Annotated in this window: 25 protein-coding genes and 2 pseudogenes; 11 read left to right on the plus strand and 16 right to left on the minus strand. The window is 70.6% G+C overall.

Features of this window, described 5'->3' with window-relative positions; genetic code table 11:
- Positions 1–72 precede the first annotated feature (72 nt).
- The 3 genes from mshB to typA form a co-directional block, all read right to left on the minus strand.
- Positions 73–966 carry an N-acetyl-1-D-myo-inositol-2-amino-2-deoxy-alpha-D-glucopyranoside deacetylase gene (gene mshB, locus AC1DWC_RS23165; RefSeq protein WP_477911811.1) on the minus strand — a complete coding sequence of 298 codons (894 nt, stop codon included), beginning with the start codon at positions 964–966 and terminating at the stop codon, positions 73–75.
- Positions 966–2,783 (minus strand): ABC transporter family substrate-binding protein, encoded by a 1,818-nt coding sequence (locus tag AC1DWC_RS23170; RefSeq protein ID WP_477911813.1) that lies wholly within the window; start codon positions 2,781–2,783, stop codon positions 966–968. The genes mshB and AC1DWC_RS23170 overlap by 1 nt, the downstream gene beginning before the upstream one ends.
- Before the next feature lie 111 nt (positions 2,784–2,894).
- Complete coding sequence (gene typA, locus AC1DWC_RS23175; RefSeq protein ID WP_477839980.1) at positions 2,895–4,802, minus strand: translational GTPase TypA; 1,908 nt, start codon at positions 4,800–4,802, stop codon at positions 2,895–2,897.
- A gap of 468 nt (positions 4,803–5,270) precedes the next feature.
- Between typA and AC1DWC_RS23180 the strand changes: the two genes are divergently transcribed.
- The gene (locus tag AC1DWC_RS23180) at positions 5,271–5,447 is read left to right on the plus strand and encodes a hypothetical protein (RefSeq protein ID WP_092776476.1); all 177 of its coding nucleotides are present in this window, start codon (positions 5,271–5,273) and stop codon (positions 5,445–5,447) included.
- A gap of 176 nt (positions 5,448–5,623) precedes the next feature.
- On the opposite strand, the gene AC1DWC_RS23185 is transcribed toward AC1DWC_RS23180, so the two are convergent.
- On the minus strand, positions 5,624–6,037 hold the full coding sequence (locus tag AC1DWC_RS23185; protein ID WP_477911815.1) for a (deoxy)nucleoside triphosphate pyrophosphohydrolase: 414 nt from the start codon (positions 6,035–6,037) through the stop codon (positions 5,624–5,626).
- A 15-nt stretch (positions 6,038–6,052) separates the two neighbouring features.
- Here AC1DWC_RS23185 and AC1DWC_RS23190 point away from each other — a divergent pair, with 15 nt between their 5' ends.
- Entirely contained in the window at positions 6,053–6,340 is a 288-nt protein-coding gene (locus AC1DWC_RS23190; protein ID WP_477911817.1) for a 4a-hydroxytetrahydrobiopterin dehydratase, read from the plus strand.
- Here AC1DWC_RS23190 and AC1DWC_RS23195 read toward each other — a convergent pair.
- Positions 6,285–7,565 carry a mannosyltransferase gene (locus AC1DWC_RS23195; RefSeq protein ID WP_477911819.1) on the minus strand — a complete coding sequence of 427 codons (1,281 nt, stop codon included), beginning with the start codon at positions 7,563–7,565 and terminating at the stop codon, positions 6,285–6,287. The genes AC1DWC_RS23190 and AC1DWC_RS23195 overlap by 56 nt on opposite strands.
- Positions 7,566–7,928: 363 nt before the next feature.
- Between AC1DWC_RS23195 and AC1DWC_RS23200 the strand changes: the two genes are divergently transcribed.
- From AC1DWC_RS23200 to AC1DWC_RS23215, 4 genes are all read left to right on the plus strand, one after another.
- Positions 7,929–8,681: an Rv1157c family protein gene (locus AC1DWC_RS23200; RefSeq protein WP_174556745.1), complete on the plus strand. Its 753-nt coding sequence runs from the start codon at positions 7,929–7,931 to the stop codon at positions 8,679–8,681.
- Positions 8,682–8,786: 105 nt separating this feature from the next.
- Positions 8,787–9,140 (plus strand): hypothetical protein, encoded by a 354-nt coding sequence (locus AC1DWC_RS23205; protein WP_072847070.1) that lies wholly within the window; start codon positions 8,787–8,789, stop codon positions 9,138–9,140.
- An 18-nt stretch (positions 9,141–9,158) separates the two neighbouring features.
- Positions 9,159–9,695, plus strand: a complete 537-nt coding sequence (locus tag AC1DWC_RS23210) for a nuclear transport factor 2 family protein (RefSeq protein ID WP_477911822.1) — start codon at positions 9,159–9,161, stop codon at positions 9,693–9,695.
- Between the two features lie 245 nt (positions 9,696–9,940).
- Positions 9,941–10,429: a hypothetical protein gene (locus AC1DWC_RS23215; RefSeq protein WP_477911824.1), complete on the plus strand. Its 489-nt coding sequence runs from the start codon at positions 9,941–9,943 to the stop codon at positions 10,427–10,429.
- Positions 10,430–10,470: 41 nt separating this feature from the next.
- Here AC1DWC_RS23215 and AC1DWC_RS23220 read toward each other — a convergent pair whose 3' ends face one another.
- Positions 10,471–11,190, minus strand: coding sequence for a DUF1906 domain-containing protein (locus AC1DWC_RS23220; RefSeq protein WP_477911826.1), 720 nt, complete (start codon positions 11,188–11,190; stop codon positions 10,471–10,473).
- Positions 11,191–11,430: 240 nt separating this feature from the next.
- Between AC1DWC_RS23220 and AC1DWC_RS23225 the strand changes: the two genes are divergently transcribed.
- Positions 11,431–11,805: a PLD nuclease N-terminal domain-containing protein gene (locus AC1DWC_RS23225; RefSeq protein WP_477911828.1), complete on the plus strand. Its 375-nt coding sequence runs from the start codon at positions 11,431–11,433 to the stop codon at positions 11,803–11,805.
- On the opposite strand, the gene AC1DWC_RS23230 is transcribed toward AC1DWC_RS23225, so the two are convergent.
- From AC1DWC_RS23230 to AC1DWC_RS23240, 3 genes and pseudogenes are all read right to left on the minus strand, one after another.
- The gene (locus tag AC1DWC_RS23230; protein WP_477911878.1) at positions 11,802–12,458 is read right to left on the minus strand and encodes a CBS domain-containing protein; all 657 of its coding nucleotides are present in this window, start codon (positions 12,456–12,458) and stop codon (positions 11,802–11,804) included. The two genes, AC1DWC_RS23225 and AC1DWC_RS23230, sit on opposite strands and share 4 nt — an antisense overlap.
- 15 nt (positions 12,459–12,473) lie before the next feature.
- Positions 12,474–13,838, minus strand: a pseudogene (locus AC1DWC_RS23235) (chloride channel protein); the annotation flags it as partial.
- Between the two features lie 178 nt (positions 13,839–14,016).
- A complete protein-coding gene (locus AC1DWC_RS23240; protein ID WP_477911830.1) occupies positions 14,017–14,850 on the minus strand; it encodes a lysostaphin resistance A-like protein in 834 nt (277 codons plus the stop codon).
- 80 nt (positions 14,851–14,930) lie between these two features.
- Here AC1DWC_RS23240 and AC1DWC_RS23245 point away from each other — a divergent pair, with 80 nt between their 5' ends.
- Together AC1DWC_RS23245 and AC1DWC_RS23250 are read left to right on the plus strand one after the other, a co-directional pair.
- Positions 14,931–16,061, plus strand: coding sequence for a DNA glycosylase AlkZ-like family protein (locus AC1DWC_RS23245; RefSeq protein ID WP_477911831.1), 1,131 nt, complete (start codon positions 14,931–14,933; stop codon positions 16,059–16,061).
- Between the two features lie 78 nt (positions 16,062–16,139).
- Positions 16,140–17,837, plus strand: coding sequence for a fumarate hydratase (locus tag AC1DWC_RS23250; protein ID WP_477911880.1), 1,698 nt, complete (start codon positions 16,140–16,142; stop codon positions 17,835–17,837).
- A gap of 214 nt (positions 17,838–18,051) precedes the next feature.
- On the opposite strand, the gene AC1DWC_RS23255 is transcribed toward AC1DWC_RS23250, so the two are convergent.
- From AC1DWC_RS23255 to AC1DWC_RS23275, 5 genes are all read right to left on the minus strand, one after another.
- Positions 18,052–19,407, minus strand: coding sequence for an MFS transporter (locus AC1DWC_RS23255; RefSeq protein WP_477911833.1), 1,356 nt, complete (start codon positions 19,405–19,407; stop codon positions 18,052–18,054).
- Positions 19,407–19,760, minus strand: a complete 354-nt coding sequence (locus AC1DWC_RS23260) for a hypothetical protein (protein WP_477911835.1) — start codon at positions 19,758–19,760, stop codon at positions 19,407–19,409. The genes AC1DWC_RS23255 and AC1DWC_RS23260 overlap by 1 nt, the downstream gene beginning before the upstream one ends.
- A gap of 92 nt (positions 19,761–19,852) precedes the next feature.
- A complete protein-coding gene (gene htpG, locus AC1DWC_RS23265; RefSeq protein WP_477911837.1) occupies positions 19,853–21,787 on the minus strand; it encodes a molecular chaperone HtpG in 1,935 nt (644 codons plus the stop codon).
- A 371-nt stretch (positions 21,788–22,158) separates the two neighbouring features.
- Entirely contained in the window at positions 22,159–22,749 is a 591-nt protein-coding gene (locus AC1DWC_RS23270) for a methyltransferase family protein (RefSeq protein ID WP_477911839.1), read from the minus strand.
- A gap of 48 nt (positions 22,750–22,797) precedes the next feature.
- Positions 22,798–24,144, minus strand: coding sequence for a wax ester/triacylglycerol synthase domain-containing protein (locus tag AC1DWC_RS23275; RefSeq protein WP_477911841.1), 1,347 nt, complete (start codon positions 24,142–24,144; stop codon positions 22,798–22,800).
- Between the two features lie 103 nt (positions 24,145–24,247).
- On the opposite strand from AC1DWC_RS23275, the gene AC1DWC_RS23280 reads away from it, so the two are divergent.
- On the plus strand, positions 24,248–24,841 hold the full coding sequence (locus AC1DWC_RS23280) for a hypothetical protein (RefSeq protein ID WP_477911843.1): 594 nt from the start codon (positions 24,248–24,250) through the stop codon (positions 24,839–24,841).
- Positions 24,842–24,855: 14 nt separating this feature from the next.
- On the opposite strand, the pseudogene AC1DWC_RS23285 reads toward AC1DWC_RS23280, so the two are convergent.
- Both AC1DWC_RS23285 and AC1DWC_RS23290 read right to left on the minus strand, forming a co-directional pair.
- Positions 24,856–25,323 (minus strand): annotated as a pseudogene (locus AC1DWC_RS23285) (SRPBCC family protein).
- 63 nt (positions 25,324–25,386) lie between these two features.
- On the minus strand, positions 25,387–25,599 hold the full coding sequence (locus tag AC1DWC_RS23290) for a DUF4287 domain-containing protein (RefSeq protein ID WP_072847269.1): 213 nt from the start codon (positions 25,597–25,599) through the stop codon (positions 25,387–25,389).
- A 139-nt stretch (positions 25,600–25,738) separates the two neighbouring features.
- Here AC1DWC_RS23290 and AC1DWC_RS23295 point away from each other — a divergent pair, with 139 nt between their 5' ends.
- The gene (locus tag AC1DWC_RS23295; RefSeq protein ID WP_477911845.1) at positions 25,739–26,608 is read left to right on the plus strand and encodes a PE-PPE domain-containing protein; all 870 of its coding nucleotides are present in this window, start codon (positions 25,739–25,741) and stop codon (positions 26,606–26,608) included.
- The last annotated feature ends 48 nt before the right edge of the window (positions 26,609–26,656 follow it).

The following is a 26,656-nucleotide window of genomic DNA, read 5'->3' on the forward strand; positions in this document are numbered from 1 at the left end:
CCACCCATGTGACGTACCGCACACCCTATGCCGTCGGGGGCGCGCTGTCGCCACCCCGACGGCCGTGCGGGGTCAGCCGACCGGGACGCCGGCGAACAGGTCGTGTTCGCGGCCGTCCGCGCCGACCGGGCCGAGCTCACCCCGGGCCAGGGTGAAGTGTTCCTCCCCGAGGATCGGCAGCGCGACGTTGTTCGACAGCGCGTATTCGGGGCCGAGGTCGGAGACGGAGACCTGGGTGGCGTGGGCGGCCAGCGCGGCCCGCTTGGCGGCCAGTACCCCCGTCACGTCCACCGCGGTGGTCACCGTCTCGTCGGCAACACAGGCCCGCTCCCCGGGCTCCGGCAGGCGCCAGGTCTGCGGCAGCTCCCCGATGGCGCAGATCCCGTTCTCGAGCGCGGCGTGCTCGGTGACGGTCCAGTACAGCTTCGCCACCTCCCAGGGTGCGCCCGTGTCCGGGTGGGCGCCGGTGCCCGCGGCCTCGACGGCGGCGGTGACCAGCCGGTGTGCCTGGATGTGGTCGGGGTGCCCGTACCCGCCGTTCGGGTCGTAGCAGACCACCACCTGGGGCCGTAACTCCCGGATCGCCGACACCAGTGCGGCGACCACCTCGTCGCGGTCGGCGTTGACGAACGCCCGGGGGTTCTCCGCGGACGGCGTGCCCGCCATGCCGGAGTCACGCCAGCGCCCGGCTCCCCCGAGGAAGCGCGGGCCCGCGGCCCCGAGCTCGGCCAGCGCGGCGGTGAGTTCGTGGATCCGGTAGCCGCCGAGCTGGTCGGCGCGGTGGGCCACCAGCTCCGCCCACTCGTCGCCGATCACCTCGCCCTCTTCGCCGAGGGTGCAGGTAAGCACGGTCACCTCGGCACCTTCGGCGGCGTAGCGCGCGATGGTGCCGCCGGTGGTGATGGTCTCGTCGTCCGGGTGCGCGTGCACCAGCAGCAGCCGTCGGGCATTTTCATTGCGCGCCATCACTTCTGCTTCCTCGACCAGTGGGCGGAGTCGGCGAAGATGCCGATCTGGATCGGACCGACCAGGGACACGCCCTCCACGTCCGGGCCGGCGGCGACCACGGTGGTGTCCTGCAGCACCGGCAGCACCGCGGCGAGGTCCCACAGCCGGGGCTCGGCCTGGGCGATCACGTGGGCGACGTCCGCGGTGCCGCGCAGTGCGTCGTCGATGCCGACCTGCAGCGCCGGGTCACACAGCCCGGACAGGTTGCTCGGCCCCGTCCCCGGCGTGGACTCGTCTGTGCCGCTGGGCGTTTCGTCGCCGTCGGGCGACACCGTGGTCGGCACCCCGGGCGGCGGGCAGCTGAACCGCGAGGCCAGCGACGTCGCCGGGTCCGATCCGGCGCGAACCCAGCCGACGATCGCGTCGACCTGTCCGCTCAGCACCGCGCGACCGTACAGCTCGTCGGCCCGTAGCGTCTTCACCGTCACCTCGACACCCGCGCCACGGAGCTGGTCGGCGGCGGTGTTCGCGACCGCGATGGCACTGTCGTCGTTCTCCGGTGCACCGATGACGATCCCGAACTGCTTGCCGTCCTTCATCATCCGGCCCAGGGTGCGTTGCGCCGGGTCGTCGACGGCCGGGACAGCGGGCTCGTACAGGTAGCCGGCCCCGGCGAGCAGGGCCAGCGACTGCTCGGGCGTCTTGCGCGGCGGCGCGGTCGGCGCGTAGCCCGGGTCGGACGGCGCCAGTACCTGGGCACGGACCACCGTGGCGTCCGCCCCGTCGGGAGTGCCGACGCGGGCCAGCAGCTCGGGGTCGAGCAGGCCGAGCAGGCCGCTGCGGACACGTGGGTCCGCCAGCGCCGGTACCCGGCCGTTGAGGGTCAGTTCGAGGACCCGTGGCTGGAAGGTGGTGGCGGCGCGGACCAGCGGGATCGCGGCCAGCTGGGACTGCAGGGGCGCCGCGCCCCGAACCTCGGCCACCTGGGCGTCGCCGGACCGCATCGAGTCGGCCAGTTGCGAATTCGAACCGCCGCGGCGCATCAGGATCCGGTCGGCGACTGCCGGCTGCCCCCAGAACCTGTCGTTGCGCTCGAGCAGGATCTCGTCGCGGCCGCGATCGATGGACTTGATGTGGAAGGACCCGCCGGAGACGGGGATGTTCTCCGCCAGGCCGCGGGCGAACCCACCCGGGGTGTCCTTCACCAGGTGCGACGGCAGCAGGTCGGTGAACAGTTCGCGCCACGCCGGGTAGGGCGAGCGCATGGTGACGGTGACGGTCTTGCCGCCCTCCGACGAACCGATGTCGTCGATCAGGGCGTATCCGGCCGGGTCGACAACCCCGGGCTGGCTGGTCATCTGCTGCCACAGGTACCGGAAGTCCTCGGCCGCGATGGGTGCGCTGTCGGACCACTGCGCCTCGTTGCGGAGCCGGTAGGTGACGGTGAACGGCTGCTGCGCGGTGACGTCCGCGGAGATCAGCAGGGACTGGTCGGGAACCCAGTCGGTGCCGCCGGGATGTCCGGGGGTGGGCACCGGGCGGAACGGGCTCGGCAGCACCATCGAGGTCACCGCGGAGGTCACCGGCGACTGGTCGGAGAGCAGGTGCGGGTTGAAGCCGAGTCCCACGTCGTCGATCGCCACCACGACGGTGTTCTTGGTGGTGACGGTGGTGGTCGGCTTGGGGCTGCCGGTGCTCTCCACCGGTGGCGGCGGATTCGCAGTGCAGCCGACCAGGGTCAGACCGGCGACGAGGGCACCGGCGATCGGCAGGATCCGCCGGTCACGGCGGAGCGACTGGGTTGCGCCGGAGCGGAGCCCGCGGAGCGACCGCATTGCGCCGGAGCGGAGCCCGCGGAGCGACCACATTGCGCCGCGTCGTCCTGCTCGGTGCACTCGACCGTCCCTTCGTTTGCGGCTGAACCGACCGTGCGCGAAGCGCAGACTTTACAGCGCGGCCTTGTCACGCGACTTCGCACGCGAACGCTCGCGCGCGCGGTCGGTCTGCGACAGGTGCAGCTTGCGGACGCGGACCACCTCGGGGGTGACCTCGACGCACTCGTCGGCGGCACAGAACTCCATGGCGCCCTCGAGGCTCAGCTCGATCGGCTTGGCCAGGGTCTCCATCACGTCGGCGGAGGACTGACGCATGTTGGTCAGCTTCTTCTCACGGGTGACGTTGATGTCGAGGTCCTCGGCGCGCGGGTTGATGCCCACGACCATGCCCTCGTAGGTGTCCGCACCCGGCTCGACGAAGAACGTGCCGCGGTCGGCCAGCTGGATCATCGCGAACGGGGTCACCGTGCCGGTGCGGTCGGAGACGAGCGAGCCGGTGTGGCGGGCGCGGATCTCGCCGGCCCACGGCGCGTAGCCGTGGAAGACGGCGTTGGCGATGCCGGTGCCGCGGGTCTCGGTGAGGAAGTCGGTGCGGAAACCGATCAGGCCGCGCGACGGGACGATGAACTCCATACGGACCCAGCCGGCACCGTGGTTGGCCATCTGGACCATCTTGCCCTTGCGGTTCGCCAGCAGCTGCGTGATGGCGCCGAGGTACTCGTCGGGGGTGTCGATGGTGAGCTCCTCGAAGGGCTCGTGCACCTTGCCGTCGACGAGCTGGGTGACCACCTGCGGCTTGCCGACGGTGAGCTCGAAGCCCTCGCGACGCATCTGCTCGACCAGGATGGCGAGCGCCAGCTCACCACGGCCCTGGACCTCCCAGGCGTCCGGGCGGCCGATGTCGAGAACCTTGAGCGAGACGTTGCCGACCAGCTCCTGGTCGAGCCGCGACTTGACCATGCGGGCGGTGAGCTTGTGGCCCTTCACGCGGCCGACCAGCGGCGAGGTGTTGGTGCCGATGGTGACGGAGATGGCGGGCTGGTCGACCGTGATGCGCGGCAGCGCGACGGGGTTCTCCAGGTCGGCGAGGGTGTCGCCGATCATGATGTCCGCGAACCCTGCGACGGCCGCGATGTCGCCGGCGACGGCAACCTCGGCCGGCTGGCGCTCGACGCCGACGGTGGACAGCAGCTCGGTGATCTTGGCCTTGGTGACGACCGGCTCGCCGTCGACCTCGCGCATCCACGACACGGTCTGGCCCTTACGGAGCTCGCCGTTGTGGATGCGGACCAGCGCGAGGCGGCCGAGGAACGCCGAGGCGTCGAGGTTGGTGACGTGGGCCTGCAGCGGCGCCGCGGCGTCGCCCTTCGGCGCCGGCACGTGCTCCATCAGGACCTTGAACAGGGCGTCGAGGTTCTCGGCGTCGGGCGCGGTGCCGTTCGCGGGCTGCTCGATGGACGCCTTGCCCTCACGGCCGGACGCGTAGAGCACCGGCAGGCCCAGGGCCAGCTCGGCTGCCTCGGCGGCCTCGTCGGACAGGTCCGACGCCAGGTCGAGGAGCAGGTCCTGCGCCTCGGTGACGACCTCTTCGATGCGGGCGTCGGGGCGGTCGGTCTTGTTGACCACCAGGATCACCGGCAGCGACGCGGCGAGCGCCTTGCGCAGCACGAAGCGGGTCTGCGGAAGCGGGCCCTCGGAGGCGTCGACGAGCAGGACGACACCGTCGACCATGGACAGGCCGCGCTCGACCTCGCCACCGAAGTCGGCGTGGCCGGGGGTGTCGATCACGTTGATGACGGTGACGGACCCGTCCTCGTTGTGCCGGTGCACCGCCGTGTTCTTGGCGAGAATGGTGATGCCCTTCTCGCGTTCGAGATCACCGGAGTCCATCACGCGGTCGACCAGTTCGGCACGTTCGGCGAACGCTCCCGACTGGCGGAGCATGGCGTCGACGAGGGTGGTCTTGCCATGGTCGACGTGTGCGACGATGGCAACATTGCGGAAGGTGGTGCTAGGCACGCTGCGGTCTCCTGGCTGGCTGATTCCGCCACGCGAAACTTAGGCTCGCACGGCTCGGGCGGCCGCGTCGCGAATGCGAATTCAACAGGCACAGAAACGTCCTGTGCAGGCATTGCGGCCAGCTAGATACTACCTGCCAGAACCAATTCCTCCGAAAAGTGCAGCGTAGATCACCCGAATCTGCTAATCCGCGGCCGCTTCCGAGAACCCGCCGGACGGCCCCACGGCACCCCCAGCCGGGGTGCGAAGTGGTCCATGAACACCCTCGACACCAACTCCCGCCCGCTCGAGACGCCGGCCTTGACGACGACCGTCTCGAGGTGGTCCCGCTCCCCCGGGCGGCGCMCGGCCGGCGCCGCCCGGTCAGTCCGAACTCCTCGCTGCCGAGCTCACTACTGAGGGTCCGCTAACGTGGAGGATGTCCCGGACGACCGGGTCTCACGTTCGAGCGGGAGGACCGGGCCGCGCATGGGCAAGGTCAAGGCGAAGAAGGTCTCACGACTCAAGCCCAAGAAGAAGTGCTGCCGCAGCAAGAAGCGGTGCCTCAAGTGTCCCGTAGTCATCATGCGGATGAAGAAGCTCGAAGACGAGGGCGTCAAGGGCAAGGACCTCAAGAAGGGGCTCAAGAAGGCGCGCGCCGCGTGAGCGCACGCCTCCCCGAGCCCCCACCGGGTCAGCCGTTGGGTGTCCTCGGGTGCCCGACGACCCGATCGTCGAGCCACTTGTAGGCCGGCGGGATGCCTGCCAGGCCGTAGGGCACGTGGTCGACTCCGGGACCGAGGCGTACTGGACGTCGACTCGCGGCCCTGACGAACGGCCCGCTACTGCCGGGCGCTCTCCACCCGTAACAGCGTCAACAGGTCCGGCAACCAGACCCGGTCGTTCGGGACCAGTTCCGCGGCCGAGAGTTCCTCGGGCCCGACCCAGCGCACCGCCGAGTGCTCGAGCGCCGCCGGCTCGCCGTCGAGCAGCGTCACCCGGTAGGCGCGCAGCACCATCCCGTTCGGCAACGGGACGTCCACCCCGACCCTCCCGCCGACCGCGGTCAGCACGCCGAGTTCCTCGACCAACTCCCGGCGCAGCCCCTCGGCGGGCGTCTCCCCGGGCTCGACCTTGCCGCCCGGCAGCTCCCAGAGCCCGGCCAGCTCGGGCGGGCCGACACGCTGCGCGAGCAACAGCCGACCGCCCGCGACGATCGCCGCCGCCCCGACTTCTCGCGCTTCGTCGCTCTGCATGGGACCATCATTGTCATGGCTGACTTGCTGCCGGACACCGAGGTCGACGCCGCGCTCGCCGCACTACCCCACTGGCACCGCGCCGGTGACACGCTGGTCCGCACGATCAAATCGCCGACCTTCCCGGACGCCGTCGCACTGGTCGACCGGGTCGCGGTGGCCGCCGAGACGCGCAATCACCACCCGGACATCGACATCCGGTGGCGAACCGTCACCTTCACCTGCTCCACCCACGCCATGGGCGGAATCACGGCACTGGACGTGGAACTCGCTCGGGAGATCGACCGGCTGGCCGCGGGCTGACCCGCCGCGCCCAGATCAGCCACAGGTAGAACGCCACGGCGCCGATCACGTTCACCGCACCCAGCCAGGCCAGCACACCGGGCCGGGAGATGAGCCAGATCGAGTCCTGGAAGAAGCTGAGCACCCACGGCACCCCGACCAGGATCGCGGTCAGCCAGCAGGCCGCCAGGACCCGCGAGCCGCGCCGGTCCGAGAGCGGGCCGTGCACCAGCCAGATCAGCATCGGGATCAGCCACACCCAGTGGTGCGACCACGAGATCGGCGAGATCAGCAGACCGAACACCTGGACGACCACCAGGGTGCCCAGCAGGTCCTCCGCGCCCAGCGACCGCCACGCGAGCAGCGCCAGTACCGCGGCGACGGCGACGGCGGTGAGCCACAGCCACCCGCTCTCCACGTCGTGGCCGAGCAGCCTGCTCAGTGCGCCGCGCATCGACTGGTTCCACACCGACCCCACCGGACCGATCCGGGAGGCGTCGCCGAGCAGGTGCTCGAAGTACCGCCGCGCTTCCGACCCGACGACCAGGTAGCTCAGCCCCACGGTCCCGGCGAACGCGACCGCGGAGAAGGCGGCGGCCCGCCAGCGCCGCCGCAGCACGAAGTACAGCCCGGTGATCGCCGGGGTGAGCTTGATACCCGCGATCACGCCCACCAGCCCGCCGGCCACCCACCACCGACTGCTGCGGACCGCGACCATCGCACCGAGTGCGAGGAACACGTTGACCTGCCCGTAGTCGAGCGTCGAGCGCACCGGCTCGGTCCACATCCCGATCGCGGTCCACACCATCGCGATCGACGTCCAACGTGGGTCGAGCGCACGCGAGCCCAGCAGCAACTCCAGGCTCATCTTGACCAGCAGGTAGAGCGCACCGATGGTGAGCAGTTGCCAGAGCACCCCGACCAGTCCGAACGGTAGGTAGTGCAGTGGGAGGAACACCAGCGCCGCGAACGGCGGGTAGGTGAACGGCAACGGGAAGTCCGGCGTCAGCTCCGAGTAGGTGTAGTCGTACAGGTTGCCGTCGAGTAGCGCGGCCGAACCGTCGACGTACACGTGCAGGTCGACGAGATTCATCCCGTTCTGGCTGAGGAATCCCCAGGCCATCCGGACCAGCACGGCGACCGCCAGCAGGACCGGCGCGAACCGCAACAGGCGCTCCGCGCGCGGTCCGGTGCGGGGGCTGCGCGCCTCCGTGAGAAGCGCAGGTGCGTGAGGTGTCTCGGACACAGTGTCGGGCTCTCCCGTGTGGTGTGGGGCGACGGGTCGAACCCGAAGTAAGTTCGCGGGCGAGCCTACGGCAGTCACGCGGCGGGCCGCGAAGCCCCAAACCTCCTCCATAACAGTTGCATCAACAACCTCTGGCTTCACTCTGTTCACAGGCTATGGTCACCAGACAGCCGTCAACCGCAGTATGTTGAATAGAATGCCTGGCGACAGCCGAATCGCCGTGGACATGGGCCGCAGATCGGCACCGCCGCGAGGCTGGTTTTTCTAACGCTGTACAACCGCCAGGCTGCCTGCATAGAGTGGCCGCTCGACACGAGTGGCCGGCCAGGCCGGCCGACGCTTGAGAACAAGGATGGGGAGACCGTGCTTCGTACGCGAGGAACGCGCAGAACGATCACCGGGTTGGCGATTGTCGCTGCCGCCGCAATGGCGGTGCCGGCAGGCGTATCCGCCCAGCCCGCACCGGCTCCGATCCCCGAGGGCATCGAGTCGCTGGCGGCCATCGCGCCGGCCATCATCGGCGCCGCTGCCGGACCGATGGACATCGCCGGCGGCCCGCAGGCCGATCTCCTGGCCCAGGCCAAGGCCATGCTGGAGGCCGCGAACCTTCCGCCGCAGACCAAGGCGACCCTCGAGAAGGTGATCACCTTCCTGGACGGCAGCGGCGGCGGCGGCCCCGAGCTCCCCCCGGCTGACGGCCCGGCCATCGCCCAGTTCCTCTACCCGTCCATCGGCAAGGGCTGCATCGACGGCACCGGCGACTCGATCGCCACCGCGCTCGCCGTGCCCGGCCCCGCGCACCTCCCGCCTCCGGGACCGACCGCCGAGCAGGCCGGGTTCGTCTTCACCGCGCTGGGCACCAGCAAGGCGACCGCCGAGCAGCCCAACCCGCTGACGGTCTCGTGGGTCAACATCGACAACCAGCGGACCGGAACGGACACGCTGACCACCGCGTCGCGGATCAACCCGGACGGCCCCGCCACCCTGTCGGCGATCGCCAACACCGGCCGCGGCCGCGTGCTCGCGGTGATCTCCGGCGGTCTCACCACCGAGTCCACCCCCGCACCGGTCACCTGCAGCTTCCTGCCGACCCTCGGGATGGTCACCGTCGGCTGACACCGACACCAGATCCACGTGTGAAGGGCCCCTCGCCTCGGCGAGGGGCCCTTCCGCGTGCGCCGGCCAGGTGGTCGAGCCGGGAGTCCTGTGGTAGACCGAGGAATGACCTCCTCCTCCAGACGCTCCGGGTCCGGTCGTTCGTGGAAGTCCAACCACTCCCGACGCTCGATCCTCTCGATCCGCTCGGAGGGGTCGATCCTCTCGATCGGCTCGTCCTACTCGATTCTCTCGATCGGCAGTGTCGGCTCGATCCTGTCGATAGGCTCGATCGGATCGGCCGGCTCGGCGCTGTCCACCGGTTCGTTCGGCAGCATCGGCTCGGCGCTGTCGGGGCTGTCCCAGTGGTCGGTGCTGTCGTGGCGCGCCACCCGCGAGAGCCCCGGCGAACGTCCGCTGCGCGTGCTGCCCGAGGAACCGGAACTGGCGGCGTCACCGCTGGCACACACCCAGACCTGAGCGAGGGAGAAGATCCACGTGACCGAGCCGACCAGGCCCGAGACCGACCGGCAGACGACGAGTCCGCGCTGGAGCAGGGCCGAACTGGAGAGCGCCTTCGAGGGCTACCAGCGCACCGTCGTCGAGGCCACGGAAACCGGGAACTGGAACCTCTTCGCGGACATGTTCACCGAGGACGCGACCTACATCGAGCACGCGTACGGGAACTTCGCCGGGCGCGAGGAGATCCGCGAGTGGGTGGTCCGCACCATGACGTCCTTCCCCGGCAACCACATGCCCGAGTTCCCCGCAGCGTGGTACACGGTGGACGAGGACCGTGGCGTGGTCATCTGCGAGATACGCAATCCCATGCGCGATCTCGGCGACGGCAGGACCCACGAGGCCTCGAACCTGACCATCCTGCACTACGCGGGCGACGGTCTGTGGTCGTGCGAGGAAGACGTCTACAACCCCATGAAGTTCCTCCAGATGGTCAAGCGGTGGTGCCGCAGCGCCGATGCCGCGGGAACCCTGCCGGACGAGGCCCGGAAGTGGCTCGCCGCGGTCGGCGTGTAGCGGACTACTCCGGCGTCGCCTGGGTGGTCGGCGGCGTGGCGGGGGCGGTCGATCCCGCGGAGATCCCCGCGTAGAGCTCTGCGGCGACCGTGTACAGCAGGTTCACGATGACGTCCATGTCTTCTCCGATTCCGTTGTGGGCATGCGTGTCTGACGACGGTACCGGGCTGACGGGCTGCTTCGGCACGAACCGCCCGACCGTCGACATCCGGCGCGGAGCGCTCTGACGGGGCTACGCTCCGAACATGAGAATCGCAGCAGCTGTAATCACCGCCTCTGCCATTGTCTTCGCCGTCGCGGGCTGTAGCTCGAACAACAATGGCAGCACCGAAACCACCCCGAACAGCGCCAAGGACAACGTGTCCGCCGCGCTCAGTTCAGCGGCCAACGCGGCTGAGGGGGCGGTGTCCTCGGCCAGCGCGGCGGCCGGGTCGGCCATCTCCTCCGCCGGCGCCGCGGCCMGCACGCTGGCCAGTCAGGCCCGAGGCGCCGTAGACACGGCCAAGGTCTCGACCTTCACGGTCGCGTTCAAGACCAGGTACCCGAGCCTCGCGGAGGGCCGTGACGACGCGGTGATCGGCGACATCCTCAACCAGACCTGCGCCGACATCAACGCGAACAAGCCCGAGTCCGAGGTCGTCACCTCGCTCGAGGCCAGGGCCGGGAACGAGGGCACGGCCGCGACCCCGGAGCAGGCGCAGGAGATCTACAACATGGCCAAGCCGCTCTGCTGATCCGGCGACCCGACTGAACCCGGGTGGTGGTCGTTGACCGGTCAGGCCAGCGACCACTGCCCGTAGTCGGCGCGCAGGATCGCATTGAGGTCGACGCCGACGCCGTCGACGGCACGCTTGTCGATCTCGTACTGGTGCAGGTGGGCGTCCGGGTGCACGTAGCCCTTCGGCGTGCCCCAGTTGTGCTGCCAGTAGAACGAACCCAGTCCCGCCGCCCGCAGCGCGTCCAGCGTCCCCGAGTTCGCGTACACGCCGGTGTTCTCGTGTCCCACCACCGACTCCCAGCCCTCGATGTACGGCAGGACCTGGGTCGCGATCTCCGTCGCCGTCGGCTTGTCGTCGATGGACGCGTAGATCGGCCGGTTCTCCGGTCCGCCCGCCGCCAGGTGCAGTTCGAGTCCGCGCTCGGCGTGCCGTCGGCCAGCCTCGAACCCGCCGTGCCAGTCCGCGGTCGCGGCCTTGCCGAACTGGTAGCAGGACACCACCTCGAGGCCGGCATCGGTGAGTGCGGTCGCCTCCGCTGCGCGCATCGGCTTGCCGGTCATCCACGTCGCGTCGGGCCTGGGGTCGGAGACGTAGCGGATCGCGCCGGTGTGCCCGGCGGCCAGGATCGCCGCCGCGTCGGGCACGCCGCCGGAGTAGTCGACGAGTGTCCCCAGGCGGGGCGCGGCGACGGCGGGGGTCCCACCGAGCGCGGCCACCCCGATCGCGGCGGAACCGACCGCCGCATACCTGAACAGATTCCGACGTGACACGTCCACGTTTGCCTCGCAATTGCTGAAGGGGTCGGCCCACCGAAGATCCTGTGCATTCCATCACACCACCGCCAGCCTCGCCAGTTCACTTCCGTTCCACCAGTCACATCGTTCGGTCGCCGTGCGCAAGCCCCCCCAATGCTCCACACAACCCGTCACCACGATGATCGCCCCCTGTACCCTCTCCGCCGGGGGTCGTAGAGGCAGGCACACCGGTGCCTGCCGCCGCGATGGGAGGGATGTGCCGTGCCGTACCTGGCATTCGGGCTGTTGACGCTTGCACTGTGGGTTTTCTGCCTGGTGGACGTACTGACCCGGCAGGACTGGGAGGTACGTCATCTCCCGCGACTCGCATGGTTGTTCATTGTCCTGCTGGTGCCGACCGTCGGATCGCTTCTGTGGCTGATCCTCGGCCGCCCGCAGGGCCCGCCGCGGCCGGCGGCGCAGCGACAGTATTCGTCGCACTTCGGAGAGTACGAACGGCCCGGCCGCCACGTCGCACAGAACCCGGCCGACGATGAGGCCTTCTTACGGCAGTGCCGCGAGCGCGCGGAGGAGCAGCGCCGCATCGCCCGACAGCAGCGCCTGGCTCGCGACCCCGAACAACCCGACGAGCGCTAGTCGCTCGGGTCGTTTCCCGCCACCGTCCGGCGGGCAATCTCGAGCAGGTCCGGACGGCCGAGCACCGTCACCACGTCGCCGACGCACAGGACCGTCGAGGCCGTACCCGGCAGCACGGCCTCACCGCGCTGCACCGCAAGCACGAGGCAGCCGCTGGGCAGCACACCCTGCCCCAGCGGGCGTCCCAGCACCGTGGCGCCCACGCCGACCCGCGCCTCGAGGACCTCCACGTGCGAGCCCACGTTGGCGACTCGCCGCTCCTCTGCCTCCACCTCGGCCCGGTACCCGTGGACCAGATCGCGGACGGCGACGATGCCTCGGACCCGCCGACGGCCGTCGACCACCGTCGTCCACCGGACTCGATCCGACATCGCGTCCAGCGCCTGGTCCAGGTTCCCCGCGACGTCGACGGTCGCGGCGCTCGCATCGACCCGGCGCGCGAGCGGTCCGGTCGCCTGGTCGTCGGGCAGGCCGTCGAGGTCCGTGCGCGTCACCGTCCCGGTGAAGCGCCCCTCCCCGTCGACCACCGGGGCCCCGGGCACGCCGGCCGCGTGCATCCGCTCGGCTGCCGTTGCGCAGGAGGTGTCGGCGCCGAGGACCAGCCGGGGCTCGGACATCGACCCCGCCACCGCGACCCGGCCGAGCAGGGGCATCCCGAGCCGCAGGCGCGCCGCGCGGGACTCTTCGCGGGTGCCCAGTTGCGAGCGGTAGATCGTCTTCCCGGTGCGCTGGACGATGAGGTACGACAGCCCGACGGCGAGCATCCCGGGCGCGAGGACGGTCAGGCTGCCTGTCATCTCCCCGACCATCACCATCACCGCCAGCGGCGCGCGGGCGATGCTGCCGAAGCAGGCCATCATCCCCACGATGACGAACGGCGCCGGGCTGTCCGGGATGCCGGGCGCGAAGGGTTCGAGCAGCCGCCACACCGCGGCCCCGATGAACGCGCCGATCACCATGCCCGGACCGAAGATGCCGCCCGAGCCGCCGGTGGCGATGGACAACGAGGTGGCGAGGATCTTCGCAACCGGCAGCACCAGCACCACCCACAGCGGCATCGCCATCAGGGACTCGCGCCCCAACGACTGCTGCACCCAGCCGTACCCGCTGCCGAGCACCTCGGGCAGCGCGAGCGCGAGCACGCCGACCAGCAGCCCGCCGATCGCCGGCTTGAGTATTCGACTGCACGGGACCCGGGCGGACAGGCCCGCGACGCCGTAGAACATGCCCGCGTACAGCAGCCCGATCAGCCCGCCGAGGACCCCGATGACGGCGAACCACACCAGGTGCAGCGGATCGGTGAACCGGTAGTCCGCCGCCGCGTAGCCGAACAGCGGCTCGAAACCCAGCAGCGAGCCGAACACCGAGTAGCTGACGATCGACGTGATCAGGCCCGGGATCACGGCGTCGAAGTCGAAGTCGTCGCGGTAGGCGATCGAACCGGCCAGCAACGCACCGCCGAGCGGTGCCCCGAAGATCGCGCCGATGCCGGACCCGATGCCGACCGCGACCGCGATCCTGCCGTCGCGTGGCGAGAGGTCGAGAAACCGGGCCAGCAGCGAACCGAAGCCGGCCGAGATCTGCGCGGTCGGGCCCTCCCTGCCGCCGGATCCGCCGGACCCGATCGTGATCGCGGAGGCGACGAGCTTCACGACCACGGCGCGGACCCGGATCTTCCGGGGGTTGTGGTGGATCGCGTCGATCGCGTCGTCGGTGCCGTGGCCGGCGGCCTCCGGGGCGAACGTGAACACGATGAAGCCGGACGCCAGCCCGCCCAGGCACACGATCAGCGGGATGGCCCACGGCCGGGTGAAGCCGCCGCTGCCTGCGCCGCCGCCCTCGCCCGCCGCCTCGGGCGGGGTGTAGCCGCCGAGCACCCCCAGCAGCAGGTGGGTGGCCTGGGTGAGTGCGAGGTAGAAGACGACGGCGCCGAGGCCGGCGATGACACCGATCGCGGCCCCGAGGACGAGCCACTTGCGCAGGTAGCTCGACCGGCCGATCCATCCGCCCAGCGAGGTTCCGGCCGACCGCACGGTCTCGTGCCATCGGTCCGTCGCCGCGCGGGCCGCGGACACCTCAGCCCGGCCCGGCCGTCATGGCACTCGAAGTCGACAGTCGCTGGCCGTCACGATTTCTGAGCCTACGGCAGCTTTTGCCTGCTCGGCGGGGGTTCCCGGGCCAGGGCCGGGCAGCGCCCAGGAAAGGGTCGGGTCAGGACACCGACATGTGCCAGACGACCGCCGCCGCCAGCGCACCGATGCCGTTGAGCGACCAGTGCAGGGCGATCGGGGCGAGCAGGCTGCCGCTGCGCCGGCGCAGCCAGGTGAACACGAATCCGGCCGCCGCTGTCGCGAGCACGGCGCCGACGATCCCGGCGACCTGCCCGAACACTCCCCCGCCCAGGAACCCGGTCAGTCCCTTGTTCCCACTGGTCAAACCCATCGACGACGCGATGTGCCAGAGCCCGAACAGCAGCGACCCGGCGGCGAAGACCCCGCGGGCACCGGTGATCCGGTCGAGGGTGCCGTGCAGGACACCGCGGAATGCCAGCTCCTCGGGGATCACGGTCTGCAGGGGGATGACGATCATCGACGCGATCAACGCGCCCGAGACGGTGGCGTAGCGGTCGGCCATGAAGAACGGCCGGGTCAGGGGAAGCAGCACGCCGATCCCCACCACCGCGAGCACCAACCCGACGGCGCCGAGCGCGTACATCGAGCCCTTTCGCCAGTGCCGCGGCGAGAGCCCCAGCTCCGCCCAGCCGAGCCCGCGCCGCCTGGTCAACGCGACCAGGACGACCGCCGCGATCGGCACGCTGGCGATGCTGGCCCACGCGTTGGTGAAGTGTGCGATCAGGTTCGTGCCGACCAGGACCAGGACCACCACGGCCACGTCGAGGTAGGCGTGAAACGCGTGGCGCTCGGCCGACGGAGCCGGCGCGTCCGCGACTGCCACACCGGCGCCAGGGAGGGCTGCGACTCCCGAAGCGGGCAGGGCAGCGACTCCCGAGGCGGGGAGAGCTGGGCCGAGTTCCCGAAACTGCATTGGACCCAGTGTACGGACGCGCCGTCCGGGGCCACCCGATCCGCGACCTCGGTGTCGGTGTCCTCCCCTACACTCGCGCCATGCCGACCGGGGTGGACCGCAGACGGGTGCTGGCGTACCGCTGGCACGCCCAGCAACTCGACCGCGCTCCCGGGACCGCGGGTCCGACGGACTGCGACATCCTCGACCTCGGCGTCCAGAACACCGGCCCCGACGGCGCCGCCTGGGCGCTGCGACTGCGCGGCGCGGCCGAGCCGGGGCCCGACGAGCGCGGCAGGCTCGCCCTCGCGTGGACGCTGCGCGGAGCGCCGCACCTCTACCGTCGCGGCGACCTGCCCGCGGTCGCCGTCGCCACCGCACCGCTGTCCGAGACCGACGCCGGCAAACGCATCTTCGACGCCAACAAGCCGCTGAAGGCGGCCGGCATCCCCGCGCTCGACGCCCTGCGCACCGTGGCCGGCCTGATGGACGAGATCGTCACCGAACCCACCGTCAAGGGCGCCATGTCCAGCGCCCTCACCGCCCGCGTCGAGGCCCCTTACCTACGGTTCTGCCGGCCCTGCGACGCCACCCACGTGTACGAGATGCCGTTCCGGCTGGCCGCCCTGCAGGCCGGGCTCGAGCTTCGGCCGGGCACCTCCCCGCCGGTGCTCGAGAAGATCCCCGGCTGGCGGCAGGCCGCCTTCGCCGCGTCGGGCGCCGAGGCGGACCCGCGGTTGGACGTCGTCCGCGGCTACCTGCGGTTCTACGGCCCGGCGGCCCCCGCGCAGGTCGCGGCCTTCCTCGACGCCCCGGTCCGGGACGTCAGGGCGCACTGGCCCGAGGACGCCGTCGACGTGCTCGTCGACGGCCAACCCCGCTCGATGCTCGCCGCGGACCTGGACGCGCTGCTGGCACCGCCGGACGACGACTCGGTCCGGTTGCTCGGCCCCTTCGACCCGTACCTGCAACTCAAGGACCGCGAGACGCTGGTGCCGGACCCCGACCACCGCAAGTCGCTGTGGCCCACGCTGGGCCGGCCGGGCGCGATCGCCCGCGGCGGCGAACTGGCCGGACTGTGGCGGCCGCGGGCGTCGGGCCGCAAACTCACCGTGGCGATCACCCCGTGGGGCCGGCTCTCCGCGGCGGTCCGCGCCGGCGTCCTCGAGCAGGCCGAGGCGCTGGCCGAGCATCGTGGCGTCGCGGCGGCCGGGGTGACCGAGGAGGCCTGACCGGGGCCGTCGAGCAGGGCCGATCGGCGCACCATTAGCCTGGACGAGCACTTCGTACCCCCTTGCTCAGGAGAGATGATGGCCGACTTCCTCTACGAGGACCTGCTCCCGATCGGTGAAGACACCACCGAGTACCGGCTGCTCACCGCCGAGGGGGTGTCCACCGTCGAGGGACCCGACGGCCGCACCTTCCTGCAGGTCGAGCCCGAGGCGCTGCGGCTGCTCACCGAGACCGCGCTGCACGACATCTCGCACTACCTGCGCACCGACCACCTGACGCAGCTGGCCAGCATTCTCGACGACCCCGAGGCGTCGAACAACGACAAGTTCGTCGCGTTGGACCTGCTCAAGAACGCAAACATCGCCGCGGCCGGCGTGCTGCCGATGTGCCAGGACACCGGCACCGCGATCGTGATGGGCAAGCGCGGCCAGCAGGTGCTCACCCCCGGTGACGACGAGGAGTCGATCGCCCGCGGCGTGTACGACGCCTTCACCCGGCTGAACCTGCGGTACTCGCAGAACGCCCCCATCACCATGTGGGACGAGAAGAACACCGGCAACAACCTGCCCGCGCAGATCGAGCTGTACGCGGACACGGCCAAGGGCCACGAGAACGCCTACAAGTTCCTGTTCATGGCCAAGGGCGGCGGCAGCGCCAACAAGTCCTACCTGTTCCAGGAGACGAAGGCGATCCTGAACCCGGACTCGATGATGCAGTTCCTCGAGGCCAAGATCCGCGCGCTCGGCACCGCGGCCTGCCCGCCGTACCACCTCGCGATCGTCGTCGGCGGCACGTCCGCCGAGTTCGCGCTCAAGACGGCCAAGTACGCGTCCGCGCACTACCTCGACGAGCTGCCCACCGAGGGCGCGATCACCGGCCGCGGCTTCCGCGACCACGAGCTGGAGAAGCAGGTCTTCGAGCTCACCCAGAAGATCGGCATCGGCGCCCAGTTCGGCGGCAAGTACTTCTGCCACGACGTCCGCGTCGTGCGTCTCCCCCGCCACGGTGCGTCGCTGCCCGTCGCGATCGCCGTGTCCTGCTCGGCGGACCGTCAGGCCAAGGCGAAGATCACCCCCGAGGGCGTCTTCCTCGAGCAGCTCGAGTTCAACCCGGGCCGGTTCCTGCCCGAGGTCACCGACAGCCAGCTCGATGCCGACACCGACGGCATCTCGGGCACCGGCAAGGGCGCCGCGGTCAAGATCGACCTCACCCGCCCGATGCCGGAGATCCTGGCCGAGCTGTCCAAGCACCCGGTCAAGACCCGCCTGTCGCTGACCGGCCCGCTGGTCGTCGCGCGCGACATCGCGCACGCGAAGATCAAGGAGCGTCTGGACGCCGGCGAGGAGATGCCGCAGTACCTCAAGGACCACCCGGTGTACTACGCCGGTCCGGCCAAGACCCCCGAGGGCCTGGCGTCCGGGTCCTTCGGACCCACCACGGCCGGCCGCATGGACTCCTACGTCGAGCAGTTCCAGGCCGCGGGTGGCTCGATGATCATGCTGGCCAAGGGAAATCGGTCCAAGCAGGTCACCGACGCGTGCAACACGCACGGCGGCTTCTACCTCGGTTCCATCGGCGGCCCGGCCGCGCGCCTGGCCCTGGACTGCATCAAGAACGTCGAGATCGTCGAGTACGAAGAGCTCGGTATGGAGGCGGTCTGGAAGATCGACGTCGAGGACTTCCCCGCGTTCATCGTCGTCGACGACAAGGGCAACGACTTCTTCGCGCACACCGGCGAGGTCACCGTGACGATCGGCAAGCGCCCCGGCCTCTAGAACAACACGAAACCGGGCCCCCCGGGATTATTTCCGGGGGGGCGGGTTTGGTGTGGGGGCGGCTCGCCTGAATGTCGGCCAGGATGTTCACCCGCCGCTGCAAGTAGCGCGGAGTCGACCCAAACCAGATCGCCGACCGGGCTGTCGGTGAAGTCGGCCAGTTCCCCTGCCACCCGGTCGAACCAGACGAGGTAGTAGATCCCGAAGGTTCCGGTCAGACCTCTTCCAGCGCCTGCCCGCGACGTTCCGGCAGCGCCGTCGTCGCGACCGCGGCGATCGCGAAGGACACCGCGAACACCCCGAACACCAACGGATTTCCGCCTCCCGTCAGCAGCCACGGCACCATCAGCGGCGCGATGATCGACGCGATCCGGCCGAATGCCGCCGCCGCCCCGGTCCCCGAGCCCCGCGTCGTCGTCGGGTAGAGCTCGGGACCGATCGCGTACAACGCGCCCCAGGCGCCAAGGTTGAAGAACGACAACGCCATTCCCGCCGCCACGATCTGCGTCGGGGTGTCCGCCAGCCCGAACGCGCCCGCCGACACCGCGGAGCCGACCAGGAACAGCGCCAGGGTGCCGCGGCGCCCCCACGCCTCGATCAGCCAGGCCGCGACCGCATAACCGGGCAGCTGGGCGAGGGTGATCACGAGCGTGTACTGGAACGACTTCACCAGGTCGAAACCCTGCTCGACCAGCAGGCTGGGCAGCCAGATGAACGCGCCGTAGTAGGACAGGTTGATGCAGAACCAGACGGTCCACAGCGCCCCCGTGCGCCTGCGCAGCCGGGGCGACCAGAGAGACTCGGCGGCGCCGTCGACGCGGGCCTCTGCCGGCGCCCGGGGCACAGGCTCGGGCTCGGGCGTCAGGACCGCCCGCCCGATCGGGGGCGACTCCTCGAAGGACCGGACCGCGGCCTCCGCCTCGGCGTGGCGGCCGCGCCGTTCGAGGAAGCGGACCGACTCGGGGAGGCCGAGCCGGACCACCACCGCGTACGCGGTGGGCACCACCCCCACCGCCAGCGCCCACCGCCAGCCGTCGTCGCCGAGCGGCACCACGTAGTAGCCGATCAGGGCGGCCAGGATCCAGCCGACCGCCCAGAACGCCTCCAGCGCCACCACCATCCGGCCACGCAGGCTGCGCGGGGCGTACTCGCTGACCAGGGTCGACGCGACGGGCAGCTCGGCGCCGAGGCCGAGCCCGACCACGAAGCGCAGCGCCATCAGCACCGCCACCGAACCCGCCAGCGCGGTGGCGCCGGTCGCGACGCCGTAGATCAGCAGGGTCGCGGCGAACACCTGCCGCCGGCCGATCCGGTCCGCGAGCAGCCCGCCGACGCTGGCCCCGACTGCCATCCCGACGAAGCCGATCGAGCCGATCCAGGACAGCTGGGTCCTGCTCAGCTCCCAGTGCACGGCCAGCGCGGCCATCACGAACGAGATCAGCCCGACGTCCATCGCGTCGAGCGCCCAGCCGACGCCGGACCCGAGCAGCAGCCGGCCGTGCCTACGGGTGAACGGAAGCGCGTCGAGGCGCTCGGTGCGGGTCCGGGTTTCCGGACCCGCGGGCTCCACTACGACGTCCAGAGCGCCGCGACCAGGACGGTGACCACGGACAGCCCGCCGACCGCGTGCACCAGGTTGACGTTGGGCTGGCCCTTCTTCTGCTTGGCCCGGGTGATCTCCGCGAGGGCGACGATGACGAGGGAGAGCACCAGCTTGACGGCGATCTTGGCGTGGATGTAGTTCTTGTCCAGCGCGCCCTCACCGAGGCCGACGATGATCAGCCCGGTCACGAACTGGGCGCGGGCGCCCCACACCATCACCTCGGAGACCCGGGGCGCGTTCAGCACGGCAAAGTAGCCACCGACCAGCGCCGCCATACCGAGCAGGTGGCACACGACGAAGATGTTGTACACGACAGTCATGCCCGCACCCTATCGCGGTGGACGAGTTCCGCCCTCCCCGATCGCGTCTGATCGGGAAGGGCGGAAGGACGTGTCTGCTGGCCGCTTTCGGGCTAGACGGTGCCGGCGAGCCGGGTCGCGAGCAGCGTGGTGAAGCGGGCCGGGTCGTCGAGCTCCCCGCCCTCGGCGAGCAGCGCCATGCCGTAGACGAGCTCGGCGGTGTCCGCCAGGCCCGGGTCCTCGGCACGGTCGGCGTGCGCCGCGCGCATCGCGGTCACCAGCGGGTGCGTCGGGTTCAGCTCGAGGATGCGCCGTGACGGCGGGACCGGCTGTCCGGACGCCCGGTACATCCGCTCGAGGGTCGGCGACATGCTGAAGGCGTCGCCGACCAGGCAGGCCGGGGAGGAGGTCAGCCGGCTGGACAGGCGCACCTTCGTGACCTGCTCACCGAGGGACTCCGTCATCCAGTCGAGCAGTCCCGCGAAGTCCTTCTCCTGCGCCTCGCGCTCGGACTCGTTGGCCTTCTTGTCGTCCTCGCTGTCGAGATCGACCTCGCCCTTGGCGATCGACTGGAACGTCTTGCCCTCGAACTCCGGGACCGACCCGACCCACATCTCGTCGACGGGGTCGGTGAGCAGCAGCACCTCGAGCCCCTTCGCACGGAACGCCTCCATGTGCGGGGAGCTCTCGAGCAGCTGCCGCGACTCGCCGGTCGCGTAGTAGATCTGCTCCTGGCCGTCCTTCATCCGCGTGACGTACTCGGCGAGGGAGGTCGACTCCTCCTCGCTGTGAGTCGACGCGAACGACGAGATCTCCAGCAGCGCATCGCGATTGTCGGTGTCGGAGAGCAGGCCTTCCTTGACCGCGCGGCCGAACTCCGCCCAGAAGGTGCGGTACTCGTCGGGGCGCTGCGCCTTCATGTCCTTGACGGTGGCGAGCACCTTCTTGGTGAGCCGGCGACGGATCGCGCGGATCTGCCGGTCCTGCTGCAGGATCTCGCGGGAGACGTTCAGGGACAGGTCCTGCGCGTCCACCACGCCCTTGACGAACCGCAGGTACTCCGGCATCAGCTGGTCGCAGTCGTCCATGATGAACACGCGCTTGACGTAGAGCTGCACGCCGGTCCGGCCGTCGCGGTTGAACAGGTCGAACGGCGCGTGCGACGGAATGAACAGCAGCGCCTGGTACTCGAAGGTGCCCTCCGCCTTCATCGGGATGATCTCCAGCGGCTCGTCCCAGGCGTGGGCGATGTGCCGGTAGAACTCCTTGTACTCGTCGTCGGAGACCTCGTCGCGCGAGCGCGCCCACAGCGCCTTCATCGAGTTGATCGTCTCGGCCTCGACCGTGACCTGGTCGGCCTCGCCGTCCTCGGTCGCCGGTGTGCGCCGCTCGACGTCCATCCGGATCGGCCAGGCGATGAAGTCGGAGTAGCGCTTGACGAGTTCCCGGATCTTCCGCTCCGACGTGTAGTCGTGCAGGTGGTCCTCGGTGTCCTCGGGCTTGAGGTGCAGCGTCACGGCGCTGCCCTGCGGCGCGTCCTCGACCGTCTCGATCGTGTAGGTGCCCTCGCCGGTGGACTCCCAGCGCGTCGCCTGGCTCTCGCCGGCCCGACGGGTGAGCAGGGTGACCTTGTCGGCGACCATGAACGTCGAGTAGAAGCCGATGCCGAACTGACCGATCAGCTCCTCCGAGGCCGCGGCGTCCTTCGCCTCGCGCAGCTTGCGGCGCAGCTCCCCGGTGCCGGAGCGGGCCAGCGTGCCGATCAGGTCCACCACCTCGTCCCGGGACATGCCGATGCCGTTGTCCCGGACGGTGAGGGTGCGCGCCTGCTCGTCCACCTCGATCTCGATGTGCAGGTCCGACGTGTCCACGTCGAGGTCCTTGTCGCGGAAGGCCTCGAGCCGCAGCTTGTCCAACGCGTCCGAGGCGTTGGAGACCAACTCCCGCAGGAAGGAGTCCTTGTTCGAGTAGACCGAGTGGATCATCAGGTCCAGCAGCTGGCGGGTCTCCGCCTGGAACTCCAGCTGCTCGCGTTCTCCGGTGTGCACGTTCAATCCGATTCCCTTCGACAGCAGAACCTCTGCGCCAGATTTGTCGACGGAATGATACGCCGCACCTCACGGCCGTTCGGGTGGTCCCCGAACACGGGCGAGGCCCGGAGGAGCGATTGCTCCGCCGGGCCTCTTCCGTGGGATTCGGCGGGCTTGCTACGGACCGACAGCCCACAGGGTTGCCAGGTGGGTGGCCGCGTCGGCCCCGAGGAAGGGAAGAAGTGCGTCGAAAATGATCGTGGACATCTGTTGACTCCGTTCGAAGACTCGTCGAGTCGTCACGTGCTGGCCGGAAACCCGCGTACTGGTAGCAGGGTATCGGCGGTGGGGCCGCTCCGCCACCGATTCCCTCAACCCGCCACCGGCTCCTAGAAGACGAAGGGAATCAGCCGCTTGGTCCGTCGCATGTACTCCCGGTACGGATCGCCGAGGCCCTCCGCGAGCACCCGCTCCTCGTACGGGATCCGGACGGCGTAACCGAGCACCAGGCCACCCACCGCCAGCGGGGACAGCCAGTTCGTGTACGCGATCGTGAACCCGAATGCGCAGATCAGCGCGCCGGTGTACGACGGGTGCCGGATCCGCCGGTAGAGCCCGGTGTCGACCACCCGCTGCCCCGCCGTGGTCTGCACCCCGAAGGTGAACGACGCGCCCAGCTCTTGCACGGCGCGCAGTCGCAGCCCCTGTCCGGCGACCGCGATCGTCAGGCCGGCGACGAACAACCAGCCGGCGCCGGTCGTGATCACCGTGGCGGGCACCAGCAGGCTGACCGCGAGGCCACCCAGGTACGCCACCAGCAACCCCAGACCGACCGCCAGCCCGCTGCCCCGGTCAGGGCTCTCGGGTGCGCGATGGCGACGACCGATCCAGATCTCCGAGGACACCAGGGCCACCCCGGCCAGGGCGAGCACCGCGCCCGCCGCCGGGTGCGAGGCGAAGTACGGCTCCGCCGACGTCATCGCCGGAACCGCACAACTGCGGGACGAGCGTCGCCGCACCTCATGCCCCTAGACGATAGGTTCTCCGCGCCGGTTCGGCGTCGACACTGCGTCGCGAACCTCGTCGACCGCCTGGTGGAGCAGTCGCTCGTACTCGTCGACGTCGTCGAGGACGGCGGGGCTGGTGGCGACGCCGATGGTGACGGTGTCACCGATGCCGTGCACCCCGTGGGTCAGGCCCATGAACTGCGAGAGCGCCGGGAAGCCGGAGGTGAACCGGACCGCGCCGCCACCGAGGCGCAGGTCCGCGGGGCCGCGGTCGACGCTCGAGACCACGGTGTCGCCGGTGACGGCGTCGGGGACGGCCGTGAAGTCGAACTGCTCGACGCCCCACCGCACCAGCGGTCCTGGGACCCCGCGCAGCGCACGGTCGGCAGCCGCGGCGGCCGGGTGCTCGCCCCGCACCCGCGCTCGTGCCAGCGACGCGGCGATCGCGGCGGCGCGCTCCCCCAGGTCCGCGGTCTCCGGGTGCAGGTCCACCGCGACATTGCGGAAGTGGTTGCGGGCCAAGGCTGCGCCGGGCTTGGCCACGGTCACCTCGGCGACCAGCCCGTCCGCCCTCCCCCTCGCCTGCAGGTAGCGGGTGAGCGCCAGCGAAATCGCGGTCATCGCACCCACCGTCACGGTGACGCCGTCGCCCCGCAGGTCCGCGGCGTTGCGGACCACCGTCCGGATCTGTCGCCGTTCGTCGGGCCGGGCGTTCGTGAGGCCCTTGGGACGGCTCGGCGGCGACGGCGGGATGCTGCCGTCCGCGGTGCCGCGCTCCAGGTCCTGGTGGGTGCGGTGCGCCCGCGGCGCGGCCGCGGCGAGTTCGGCCAGTTGCATCGGCAGACGGGCCACCGCCCGCACCAGCGCCGACGCCGGTCGCCACGGCTCGGGCCGGGTACCGGACCCGGTGGGGTGCGGGCCGAACAGTTCGCGGGCCAGCCCCGCGGCGCGTCGGCCGTCCGCCAGTGCGTGTGCCACCTGCAGCACCGCCACCGCGGCCGCCTCGTCGCCCCCTGGCGCGCCCTCGGCGACTCCGAAAAGGTGCAGCCGCCAGGGTGTTTCACGTGGGTCGAGCCGGCCGGTGAGCAACCCCTCGACCGCCGACCGGCATCCCGCCCAGTCCGTCGCGGTCTCGTGCAGCACCACCTGGCTGCCGTCGATCTCCCCCGGCACCCAGTACGGGTAGTCCGCGCGGAACGGCACCTCGCGGACGCGTAGTCGCAGGTCCGCGACGGCGCCTGCCCGTGCGAGCAGCTCGATCCGGACCGCGTCCAGGCCGCGCTCCGGGGCGTCGAAGCAGTACAGCAGGAACTGGTCGGTGGGAATCTTCCGCGAGATCCAATAGGTCTGGGCGTCAGGGGGACTCATCCGCGGCACCGCCGGAAGATATCACCGACCGCCGACGCCGGGGCGGCCGCCGTGGCAGGCTCTGGCGGGACCCGGCACCCGCCAGGCGAGGGAGGTTCAGTCGATGCGATTCCCGTGGCGCTTGCCGGCGGCAGGCGCGGTGACCGTGCTGCTCGCGACGGGTCTCGGTGTCGCCGCTCCCGGCACCGCCTGCGCATGCTCATGTGCGGCATTCGCCACGCCGGAGGAGGCCGTGAGCCACGCCTCGGGGGTGTTCGTGGCCCGTGCCACCGACGTGGCATCCGGCGGGTTCACCGACACGTACCAGTTCGCGGTCTCGGAAGTGTTCAAGGGCGACGTCGGGCCGACGACCACGGTCGGCACCCTCTCGGACGGCAACGGCTGCGGAACCGGTTTCGAGGTCGGCCGGGAGTACCTGCTGTTCGTGTCCCGGCCGTACGACGTGAGCGCGGCCTGGGAGGCGTACTCCTGCGGGCCGTACACCGGGACCCCGTTCGACGTGCGGGCGGCGACCGAGCGGGTCTACGGCGCGGCCCGTGCGCCGTCGGCGGACGGGCCGGTCCACCGGATCACCCCGTGGACGCGGATGACCGCCGCCGTCCCGCTGCCGTTGCTGGCAGTGGGCGCGGCGGCGGCCGCCGGGCTGTCCTGGTGGGTCGTCTCGGCGATGCGCAGGCGGCGCCGGTCCACCGACTGACGGCTACTTGCCGGTCAGCGCGCCTCGGCCACCGCCGCGAGCTGCGCCAGCCCCTTCTCGAAGTCCTTGCCCACCATCTTGTCCATGCTGAAGGCGAACCCGAACAGCTTGAAGAACCAGTTCTTCCGGCCGGTCATCTGCCAGCGGACCGTGGTGCCTGTTTCCGTCGGCTCGAGCAGGAAGGTGGTGACGTTCTCGGCCTTGAACGGCTCGAGGAATGTCAGGTCCAGCTTCACCTTCCGCCCGGGCACAGATTCGGTGACGGTCATCGACCCCGACCCCGCCTTCTAGTTTCCCTGCCAGGCGTAGGACGCGCCGACCCCACTGTCGGGCCCGGTGTACGTGCGCGTCATGTCGGGGTCGAGGCCCTCCCACGGCGACCACGCGGTCCAGTGGTGGAAGTCGTCGATCAGCGCGTGCAGGGTCGCCGGATCCGCGGCGATCTCAGCGGATCGTTCGACGAGGAAGGTGTCGGCCGCCATGGGCGTCTCCTGCTTCTGCGTGCGGGGTCTCGGCCCCTGGCTGGTCTCCGGATGCCTCGACGGTCAGCCGGCGGCATCCTCTTTCAGCGTGTGCGCGACGAGGGCGTTCGCGTGTCCGTGGCCCATCCCGTGTTCGGCCTTCAGCCACGCGACGAGTTCCATGTGCCCGCTCAGCTCCGAGGCACGGATCATCGACTTCCACTCACTGATCGGCCGGCCGTACTTCTTCTCGATCGACGGGAAGTAGGAGGCCGGACCCTGCACTGGCTCAGTCATGTTCGCCGACGCTACCGCCCGGGTCCGACATGCGCCCACTCTCGGCGGGCGCCCGGAGCCCCGTGTGCCACGCCGAATTGCCAGGGTCCTCTCAGTCGCTCCTGTCCGGATTCTTACCCGCGACGAGCAGCATGGCCTCATGAAGCAGGTAACCGTCCTCGCCGTCGGCGGCACCGGGGAGTCCCACCCCGACGACCGCCGCACCGAGGTGACGGGCCTGCTGCGCGAGGTCACCGGCGCGCTGGACGCTCGCTTCGACTCGCGGTGGGTCGGCTACCCGGCGTCGTACGGCCCGGTCGCGGCGGGCGGTCTGAGTTTCCGGCGCAGCACCGAGGTCGGCGTCCGGCGGGTGCTCGACGCACTCGAGGTCGCCGACGGGCCGGTCATGCTGATCGGGTACTCGCAGGGCTGCAGCGTCATCCGCGAGGTGCTGGGACACATGGCGGACGGACGCGTCCGCTGCGATGTCGCCGCCGCGGGCCTGATCTCCGATCCGCAACAGCCCGAGGGCGCGGTGCCGGGGTGTCGCGGCCGCGGTGTCGCCGGGACGGGACCTGCCGTACCGGAATCGGTTCCGGTCCTGTGGATCGGACACCCGGAGGACATGATCTGCAACGCCAGCGACGACAGCCTCGTCCGCGACATCGCCGACCTCACCCGCTGGATGTCGATGCGGGACCTGCGCACCTGGCTCGCGAAGACATGGGAACTGATCCGTCGCAACAGCTTCCAGAACGCCACCAAGACCCGCGTGAGCGTCCGGCAGTGGCGCACCGACCTGCGGCGCCTGCGCACCGCGATGCTCGAGGTGCTGGGCTACCTACCCCCGCGCCTGACCTGGCGCGGCATCCAGGTGGCCAACCCACGGGGCGGTCGGCACGTCGCGTACGCCACCGAGCCGCTGGACGCGAGAGGACTGTCCGGATGCGAGGTGCTGGCGCAGTGGATCCAGGTCCAGGCCACGTTCGGACGGTGCCCGACCGGCCGGGCATCGCTCCGCGCTGCTTGACCGCGGCGGGCCGGGGCAACAAAAAACGCCCCCGTAGCTCAACCCGAG

The sequence above is a fragment of the Rhodococcus sp. P4_C10 genome, assembly GCF_056402135.1.